Origin of the sequence: Paracraurococcus ruber (assembly GCF_004353985.1) — a bacterium.
GTDB classification, from domain to species: domain Bacteria; phylum Pseudomonadota; class Alphaproteobacteria; order Acetobacterales; family Acetobacteraceae; genus Paracraurococcus; species Paracraurococcus ruber.
The window spans coordinates 1-9555 of record NZ_SMOA01000211.1; the positions used below are offsets into that span (position 1 = coordinate 1).

At 64.9% G+C, this 9555-nt stretch carries 5 protein-coding genes and 2 pseudogenes; 4 read left to right on the forward strand and 3 right to left on the reverse strand.

The genetic code is table 11. The annotated features are described in order from the left end of the window. Positions 1-97 precede the first annotated feature (97 nt). Positions 98-451: pseudogene (locus tag E2C05_RS24355) on the forward strand (IS66 family transposase); the annotation flags it as partial. A 102-nt stretch (positions 452-553) separates the two neighbouring features. Here E2C05_RS24355 and E2C05_RS24360 read toward each other — a convergent pair. Together E2C05_RS24360 and E2C05_RS24365 are read right to left on the reverse strand one after the other, a co-directional pair. Further along, a complete protein-coding gene (locus tag E2C05_RS24360; protein WP_133222242.1) occupies positions 554-907 on the reverse strand; it encodes a hypothetical protein in 354 nt (117 codons plus the stop codon). A 67-nt stretch (positions 908-974) separates the two neighbouring features. After that, positions 975-3104, reverse strand: a complete 2130-nt coding sequence (locus E2C05_RS24365; RefSeq protein WP_158292345.1) for a DNA/RNA non-specific endonuclease — start codon at positions 3102-3104, stop codon at positions 975-977. 460 nt (positions 3105-3564) lie between these two features. Between E2C05_RS24365 and E2C05_RS24370 the strand changes: the two genes are divergently transcribed. From E2C05_RS24370 to E2C05_RS24380, 3 genes are all read left to right on the forward strand, one after another. Next, positions 3565-4365: a calcium-binding protein gene (locus E2C05_RS24370; RefSeq protein WP_158292346.1), complete on the forward strand. Its 801-nt coding sequence runs from the start codon at positions 3565-3567 to the stop codon at positions 4363-4365. 136 nt (positions 4366-4501) lie between these two features. Then, on the forward strand, positions 4502-5467 hold the full coding sequence (locus E2C05_RS24375) for an IS5 family transposase (protein ID WP_133222245.1): 966 nt from the start codon (positions 4502-4504) through the stop codon (positions 5465-5467). A gap of 291 nt (positions 5468-5758) precedes the next feature. After that, positions 5759-8521, forward strand: coding sequence for a PAS domain-containing hybrid sensor histidine kinase/response regulator (locus E2C05_RS24380; protein WP_133222246.1), 2763 nt, complete (start codon positions 5759-5761; stop codon positions 8519-8521). Positions 8522-8768: 247 nt separating this feature from the next. On the opposite strand, the pseudogene E2C05_RS24385 reads toward E2C05_RS24380, so the two are convergent. Beyond that, positions 8769-9398 (reverse strand): annotated as a pseudogene (locus E2C05_RS24385) (transposase); the annotation flags it as partial. Positions 9399-9555 lie beyond the last annotated feature (157 nt).

Here is a 9555-nt window from a genome sequence, read left to right on the forward strand (position 1 = left end):
CGCTCGTGCCCAAGCCTTCCAGGTGTGGCGGAAGGAGACGCGCGCCCAGCTGGCAGCATGAGAGGAACGACAGCCGCGACCGTGCTCGGCGCGAGCATCGGCTCAACAACCTGACAATGCCGCGCTGCAGTATGCGCTGAACCGCTGGGACGCGCTGTCGCGCTACATCGAGGACGGCAGGCTCTCGATCGACAACAACCTCGCCGAGCGGCAGCTCAGGGGGATAGCTGTCACGCGCAAGAACTATCTATTCGTTGGCAGCGATGCCGGCGGGCAGCGGGCCGCGATCATCCACACCATCGCCGAAACCGCCAAGCTGAACGGCCTCAACCCGGAAGCCTACATCGCGTCCGTGCTCGACCGCCTCGCAAACGGTCATCCCATCACCCGCATAGACGAACTGCTGCCCTGGAACTTCAGGCCAAGCCATCAACCCACCGGCGTCAGCTGACGCATACGAGGAACACGAAGCGCGCCGGATCCATGTAGCGCTGCCATACCCGCCATTGATCGCGCCGGTCGGCGATGTCCGGCCGGTCCTGCTCAGCGGCCCTCAGCGACTTTTTTTGTGCCGCAGGCCGAGCCGGCGCAGCGTCGACCAGACAGTGGACAGTGAGCCGGCCTGAATGCCGCGGCCGGTGAGCTCCGTCTGGATCTCGGCCAGCGTGATGCCCGGCTTGGCCGCAGTCAGTTCACGCAGCAGGGCGTCATGCCCGGCCAGCAGGGGCCTCCGGTAGCCGCCGATCCTCGCCGGCGCCGCGCTGCCCGTCTCCCGCAGCCGCTGCATCAGCTTGATCGCCGCCGAGGGGCTCACCTCAAAGCGCCGCGCCGCCTCCCGCGCCGAACTGCCCGCCTCAATCGCGCGAACCAGCCGCCGCCGAAGGTCCGCAGACAAGGGTGCCGTCATCGTCGCCTCGACGCTGCATCATCAGCGTCGAATCAGAACCCGCGATTCCGTGCAACCTCAAAGTGCTCTAACTTCCAACCACGGCGCCGTGTTGGTCGCACGCCTCCACGGCGCTCAGGTCCAACCATCCCCTGAGCAGCGACGCGATCTCCCCGATCGGCTTCAGCGCCCCGAGCCACTCGTCGGTGACGTAGAACTCCTTCTCCGTGATCGACCGGACGTCCTGCTCCAGCAGGAAGCCGTATGCGGCGGGGCCCCCTTCGCCTGCGACGACGACAAGCTTCCAGAACCGGCGGGGGATCTGAATGCGCGCTGGGCCTGCCTCATCCTTCCCACGGAACCAGCGATCGTCCGGGCCGAAGATCGGTCCCGCGAAGACGCACGCCTTCTCCGCGTCCTGCTTGGTCGCCTTCTCGATGTAGTCCTCAAGATCGCCCCAGTTCTCCTCACCATGTGCCCCCTGGTTGAACGGTTTGACTTGGGGGGAGCAGTTGGTGACGTGAAAGGTGTCTCCATTTGCCATCTGAATCTCCTCATAGGTAGATCCCCAACAGACGTCGTCACGGCGGACGATATGGCCTTTGTCGAAGGCGCCGCGGTCTTCGCTGTAGAAGGCGTCCGGCAGCTGGTGGCGGGCGTCGATCCGCGGGTCGTCCACCCAAAGCTCGGCGAAGTTCGACTCCGGCGGGAAGCCTGCGAGCGCTTTGCGCGCTGTGGATTTCCCTTCAACGGTCTTGCGGCGCTTCCGCCAGTCCACGTTCGCGGCGGTGAAGAGTGCCAACCGACGCTCGCGGTGCATCCAAACCGAGAAATGGCGGTACTTCAGCTCGGCACCCGAGCCGTCCAGCAGGGGCGCGAGCACCTTCCGGCCCGCCGCAGTCACTTTTGGCACCGGCACCGACTTGCCACCCGGCAACTCAAGGAAATGCGAGTCGAACCCCTTACGCTCCTCGAGCCCGTCATAGACGACAGGCGTCCGCAGCTCGAACGCCTCCTCCTCGATCCGGAGCACCGGCAGAGCGGCGCGAGATGGTTCGGGGGACATTGCGGGAGACACCGCGATAGCGCCGGGCTCCAGGGTGACGCGGAGCCTGAGCGGCACCACCACGCCGCCCCCGTCATTGCCTAACGCCGTGCCGATCATCCCGGCGCCGGGCTGCGTCGTCCTGTCAGCCATAGCCTCTGTCTCCTCGGGGGTGGGGGCCGTGGCGGGCTGAAAAGCCGCGACTGGATCCTTGAGGCGTGCGACAGTGCGACCCAGCACGTCGCCGCCGTCCATCGCGGCCTCAATCGTGGTGACCCGTGTCGGGAAACGCTGGCGCGCCAGGGTCAGCAGGGACTCGCAGATGCGGCTGACTCGGACGCCAACATTGGCCTCCCAGATAACATCACCTTCGGAAAGACCTTCCAAGCTCTCCGCCCAGGTGCCATCACGTCGTGCGTACTGTCCTCGACTGTCCCGCTGGATGCGTCCGCTCGCGTGCAGCGCCACGAGCTGCAGGCTGTCGTTGAAGACCGGGGCGCCGGAGGACCCGTGCGCCGTGTCCGCGGCATACCAGATGACCGACTCGCCGTCCTCTACGCGCGTCACTTCGTTCTCGCGCAGCGCGATCCGCATCGGGTCGCCATCGGGATGCTGGAGGATGGTGACGAACTCGCCCTTTTTCACCTTGCCGGTCTGCCGGATCAGTCGGAGGTGTCCGCGACCCGCGATGTCGCTGCCCGTGGCCGACCGGGCCGATACGGCGACCACAGCGAAGTCGAGCTCCTCGTCGGCAACGAAGAAGCTGGCCGGGTCCAGCGCGAATTCCTCGGTGCCGCGCGGCAGCTGACCGGCGACGTCGTACCAATAGCCGAACTCCACGCGGGAGGCGCCGACCGCTTCCCCGTTCGGAAAGACGTGTTGGTTGGTGAGAAGCAGGCCCGGCGCGATAAGGAAGCCGGTGGCCCAGCCTCGGCGTCCCTCGGCCTGGACCCGGATGCGCCCTATGCACTCCCGGACAACACGGCACCGGTCCAGGAAGCTCATCTCGACGAGGTTATTGGTCCCGAGGAGCGCCTCCTGCTCCAGGGGCGTGGCAGACTGCCCCTGGGCCGTCAGGAACGAATACCGCGGCGCCTCGCCCGACGCCGTGGCCGTACCGGCTCGCTCGAGCTCGGCAAGCCGACGCTCCGGGTCGAGATTCGAAAGCAGCATGGTACCCACCATCATTCGTTGGCTGTCGCGCAGAATAGCCAGTCTGCGGCGAAATCACGCTGCGACTTTGCTTTGCTCCATCAAACGAGCGCCTCGCAAGGCGTCGCTCCACCGCCGACGGTTGGCCCGCAGCTTGCGTTATGGCTTTCTTCAAAGCTCGCGCAGAGACATCAGGGAGAGCGGTGCGGCGGCTGCGACTATCGCAGCGAGCACACCTAGAGACAAACGGGCAAGCTTCCAATGCTGAAGCACCAACGCGTCGGTTGTAGCGGTTCAGAAGCCCACCAGGATTGCGTGCTCCGTCCGCCAGCCTCAACCAAGCCGCAACGGCCATTTGTATAAAATTTTATACCTGCCGAGAATTAGATATCTGAAGTCGTCTAATCTATTAAATAGACATTGCATAAAGTGCAGAAGCATGGTCGGCTTTCGTGCGCTTCCAAAAGGGAGATATTTCGAGATGGCGACACTGAATTTTAGCAACGGCCCCGATATCAACAAAAAGGGTACTTCCGCCGCAGATGTTATGAATCTCCTCGATGGAAACGATTCGGCGAATGGACTTGACGGTAACGACACCATGTATGGTGGCGCTGGTGACGATACACTGAATGGTGACAATGGCGACGATTGGGTTCTGGGCGGCACTGGAAACGATGTTCTGTCAGGCGGCACATTTGGAAATGATACTCTTCTCGGAGAGGTAGGCAATGATACCTTGAACGGGAGTTATGGATCAGATTATTTGGACGGGGGCTTGGGTAACGATTCCATCGTAGGCGGCCTGAACGCCCCTGACACCATGTTGGGCGGTGCTGGTAACGACACCATTCGTGGCGAAGGCATCATCAACGGTGGGACTGGAGCAGATCGCCTGCAATCCGACAACGCTGTGTTTGTCTACGATGATGGTGACACTGGTGTTGGGGTTGGTAATCGAGATACTATAGTCTGGTTTCACTCCGAAAATAGCAAAATCAATGTTAATGCTGTAGACGCCAATACAGCTATCGCTGGCGATCAAAACTTTGTATTCATAGGAACAAGTAAAGCCGGCGCCGCATTCAGTGCCCCTGGTCAGATCTTGCTGATGGCGCTGGATACCAGAGGTCAGGAAATCCATGGCGGCAATACGGCTATTAGCAACTACGTAGTACAACTTAACACTGATGCAGATTTGCAGCCAGAAATGGAGATTTTGCTCGAGCATTGGACGGGAGGAAATACAGCTTTGCCATCGGCCTCGTGGTTTATATTGTAGAATTGACACGATCAGCATTAGTTTCGGCCAAGCTGTGTAATTTTGCGCAGTGCTGCATTTTGGTGCAGGGATCGTCGGATCGAGCGGCGTCGAGTAGGTTCGGGCGGGGGCAAGCCCTCGATTGGGGGAGCCCGCCGTGCCGTTCAAGGTCAATGCCGATCGCCGGCACCACATTCCGGCCCAGCAGCACCGGGTGAAGAACTGGGGTGAGTACGACGCCGGCCTTCGGGCTCGTGGCAGCCTCACCGTCTGGTTCACGGCTGAGGCGATCGAGGCGTGGCGCGGGGCGCCGTGCACCACCCGTGGCGGGCAGCCCTGCTACTCGGACCTGGCCATCACCACCGCCCTGACCCTGCGCGCGGTGTCCCGCCTTCCCTTGCGGCAGACCGAAGGATTGATCAGCTCCGTCCTGCAGCTGCTCGACCTCGATCTGCCGGTGCCGGACCACACAACCCTCAGCCGTCGGGCCGAGACGCTGGAGGTGCTGCGGCCAAAGGCAGACAGCGAGACCGTGCACCTGCTGGTGGACAGCACGGGGCTGAAGCTGTGTGGGCCCGGCGAGTGGCTGGTCGAGAAGCATGGCAGCAAGCGGCGCCGTGGCTGGCGCAAGCTGCACCTTGCCACCGACGCCGACACGGGGCGGATCGTCGCGGCGCTGCTGACCGACAAGGATGCTGACGATGGCGGGCAGGTCGGCGCCTTGCTCGAGAAGGTCGAGGGGCCGGTCGCGTCCTTCACCGCGGACGGCGCGTACGACCGAGATGATGTTTACGCTGCGGTCACGACGCGGCACCCCGAAGCGGCCGTGATCGTGCCGCCACGTGCGAACACGGTGTCGAGCGACGCCGTGGAGACCGCACCGACACAGAGGGACTGCCATCTGCAGATTATCGCTGAGCGCGGCCGCATGGGTTGGCAGCGGGCATCGGGCTACAATGATCGCGCTTTGATCGAGGCCGACATCTCTCGCTGGAAGTGTGTCATCGGTGATGGACTACGCTCACAAACTGATGGCCGTCAGGCGACCGAGGTGGCGATCGCTGCTGACGTGCTGAACCGCATGCTCGAGCTGGGGCGGCCGGAATACCTCCGCATCGCATGATCTCAAACGCGGGCTGGGATCAATGCGACCAGACCGTCGACCCATGCAACACGATGTCGGCAGGGCACGGGTCCAGGCCAAGTGGAACGCCACGGGCCTGCGCCGAAAAGCGCAGTTGGCAGAAGTCCCTCGCCAAGCTGCTTCTCCTTTCGTACCAGTAGTGTGGAAATAAGCGAGACACTTGCACCCGCGGCCGGTATTCTCGCCTGACATGATTCGTTGAGGCAGCAGCACCCGTACTCAGCCCGATAGACGTCGGCCGCTTTGACACGGAATGCTGCTGACGAAGATATGGAACGCCAGAAGGGTACCGATCGGCCGGTTCGGTCGGTCGAAGAATGGAGTGCTGAGACCCTCGATCGGCTCGGGGAGGCGCTCTACGGGCTGGACCCAGCGGGGCGCGTTCGCTTCGCAAGCAGGCGAGCCCTCGAGATCTGGGGCGTAGCCGCCGAGCAGATCGTCGGACAGGTGCTGGTAGATGTTCTGCCCGCTGTGGCTGGTAGCGTGGCTTGGCAGGCAGTAGAGCAAGGCGTCCGGTGCGGGCAGGAGACCCACCTTTGTGATCTATCGGCCGTGATGGGCCGTTGGATCGAGATTGATGTTTATCCCGTTTCCGGCGGGGGCGCTACGGTGTCGCTCCGCGACATCGACGACCGGCGGCGCGCGGTGATGGAGCGCACGCGCGCTGTGCAGGCCCTTACGACGAACGAGCGATATTACCGCGCCCTCGCCGAAACGGGGACCACGGCCCATTGGCGCGCGGCGCCGGACGGCTTCATTCTCGAGAGCAGGGGGTGGGAGATCCTCACCGGCCAATCCGCCGAAGCTCTGAAGGGCGATGGCTGGGGTGCCGCGGTGCACCCCGATGACTTGCCAGCGGCCGTGGCGGCTTGGCGCGCGGCGGTGCGGACGGTGACGCCGGTCGATGTCGATTTCCGAGTGAAGACACGAGGAGAGGTGTGGCTCTGGGTCCGCGCCCGCGGCGTACCGGTCCGGGATGACCGCGGTCGGCTGATCGGCTGGTCCGGTGTGGTGGAGGGCATCGACGAGCGTAAGCGCGCCGAGACCGCGCTGCGGGAAAGCGAGGCACAACTCGTGGCGGTGCTCGATAACGTGCCCGTCGCGGTGATGCTGGCCGAGGCGCCGTCAGGGCGGATCCTGTTCGGCAATCGGGGTGTGGAGCGGCTTTTCCGCCATTCTCTCAGGCGCTCCGCCGCGCTTGACGCGTACGACGAGTGGGAGAGTTACCACGCCGATGGCGGCCGGGTACAGGGGCGTGAATACCCGCTTGCGCAGGTGCTGGCCACCGGACAGCCCGCCGAGCTCGAGGTACACTACGCCTGCGGCGACGGCGTCCGGCGCTGGATCAGGATGACGGGCGCGCCGATCCGGAATGCTGGTGGAACCCTGACCGGCGCTCTGGTGGTCTGTGCCGATGTGGACGTGCAGCGCCAGACGGCCGAGCTTCTCACCCGCCTTGCTCAAGAGCGCGAGGGAGAGGTCGCGCGCCTCGGCGCGCGCTTGGGCGCCTGGTTCGAGCACGGCACGGATCACCTCTTCGCTCTGCAGGTCACGGAGGATGGGCGCTTCGTGTTCGAGGGCCTCAACCCGATGCATGAACGCACCACGGGTCTGCGCAGTGCCGACCTGCGCGGTAAAACCCCCGCCGAGGCCTTCCCGCCCGAGACCGCCCTCGCGCTGGAGGCCAACTACCGCCGCTGCTTGGAAGCCGGCGCGGCTATCTCCTACGAGGAGCAGCCCGACCTCCCGGCCGGGCGGAAGCTCTGGGAGACCACGCTCGTCCCCGTCCGGGATCCGGTCTCGGGACGGATTGAGATGATCCTGGGCTCATCGCGCGACGTGACGGAGCAGCGGCAGATGCTCACCAAGCTGGCGCAGGCTCAGCGCATCGAGGCGCTGGGCCAGCTCGCGGGCGGCATCGCGCACGACTTCAACAATGTCCTGCAGGCGGTGCAGGGAGGTGCGAGCCTGATCGAGAAGCGGCCCCATGACCCGAACGGGGTCCGGCGCGTGGCGCGCATGGTGTTCGAGGCGGCCGAGCGCGGCTCGGCGGTCACCCGCCGCCTGCTCGCCTTTGGGCGGCGGGCCGATCTCCGCACGGAGGCGGTGGACACCGCAGCGCTCCTCGCCGACATGCGTGAGATCTTTACCCACACGCTCGGTGCCGGCGTCGGCGTACGCGTAGAAGCACCATCTGGTTTGCCGCCGATGCTCGCCGACAAGGGCCAGCTCGAGACGGTGCTCGTCAATCTCGGCACCAACGCCCGCGACGCCATGAATGGTAGCGGCGTCCTGACGCTCGCGGCTGAATTGGACGCGCCGCGGCAGGACAGGCGGTTGGCACTGGCCGGAACGCTCAAGACCGGACGTTATATTCGCGTCTCCGTTTCCGACACGGGCGGCGGCATGGCGCCGGAGGTTCTGGCTCGCGCCACGGAGCCCTTCTTCACGACCAAGCCCCAAGGCAAGGGCACGGGGCTCGGTCTGGCCATGGCACGCGGTTTCGCCGAACAATCCGGCGGAGCTCTCGACATCTCAACCGAGCCAGGTCGGGGTACTGCTGTCTCGCTCTGGTTCCCAGTCGCCACCGACGTCGCGGCAGCCATCCCAGGCAGGACAAACTCAGCGACGCCGGCAGCAACGGGCTACCGAGCCACGATCCTCCTCGTCGATGACGAGCCCCTTGTGCGTGAGCTCACGGCAGAAGGCCTGGAGGGCTTGGGCTTTTCAGTCCTCCTCGCCGATGGTGGACCGGCAGCGCTTTCCTTGCTCGACGCTGGTGACAACGTGGACATTCTCGTCACCGACCTGTCCATGCCGGGTATGGACGGAGTTACGGTCATTCGCGAGGCGCAGCGCCGCCGGCCAGGGCTACGCGCGATCCTGCTTACCGGCTTTGCCGGCAATGCAGCGGAAATGGCAATTGGTGGTGCGCTCAGTGGTAGCTTCTCTCTGCTTCGCAAACCGGTGACGGCAGAGCAACTCGGGGAGCGCGTCTCGGTCCTGCTGGAGGGCGCTTCAGGGAGCAGCTGAGGCAATATGCCAGAGGCAGAAGAACGATCGAGCGAAGGCCCATGACGACTTGCTCCATCGCAACGACTCCTTAGCCCGAAAAATTCAGCAGGGGCTCTGCGCGGCTTGATCTGGCTTTTTCGCCTGCACGGCCCGGTTGTGCGGGCATGCGGACAGCGCGCCGGCTATGAGGCTGGCAGCGGGGTTGCTGATTGCGAGGCTTGGGGCTGCGGTGGCGGGCTCGGTCGGGGCGACATCGCCCCGGAGTTCAGATGACCAGCCGCGGCAGGCGTTCGAGCGCAAGCCGCAGGATGGCGTGATCGAGACAGGCGCTGGGCAGATGGATCAGCACCTTGGTTTTCCAGGCGACGACGCGGGCGGCGAGCTTCAGCAAGCGCAGCCGCAGCGTGTCGAACTGGGCGACGCGCCAGGACGACCGTGCCGGCATCAGGCGGCGCAGCGACCACATCAGCCAATAGGCGCCGGTATGCAGCATCAGGCGCAGTTGGTTGGCGCTGGCGCGATGGCATGAGGTGCGGTCGGCGGCCAGGTGGGTCTTCCAGGACTTGATGTGGTTCTCGGCCTGGCCGCGGCGGCAGTAGAGATCCTCGTATAGCGTGCGCGGTGCGCCGCCGGCGAGGTTGGTGACGACGAAGCGGGTATCGGTCCCCTGCGGACCGGCCTCGACGCGGGCGATGATGCGCTCGACCCGGCTCCAGCTGGCGGCGCCGTCGTGGAATGCCTTGTAGCGCCGCAGCTTGTCCGGACCGGCCGTGGCGGCCTGCCGGGCCGCGGAGCTGCGCTCCAGGGCCTCGACATGGCGGCGCAGCGTCGTGGTCGTGGCGACGCCGAGAATGAAATCCACCTGCTCGGCCCGGCAGAAATCCGTAAGCGCTGGTTCGGGGCCCTTTACTCGCCGGCTTGACGCTCGGCTGGCATTGTCAGGTTGTTGAGCCGATGCTCGCGCCGAGCACGGTCGCGGCTGTCGTTCCTCTCATGCTGCCAGCTGGGCGCGCGTCTCCTTCCGCCACACCTGGAAGGCTTGGGCACGAGCG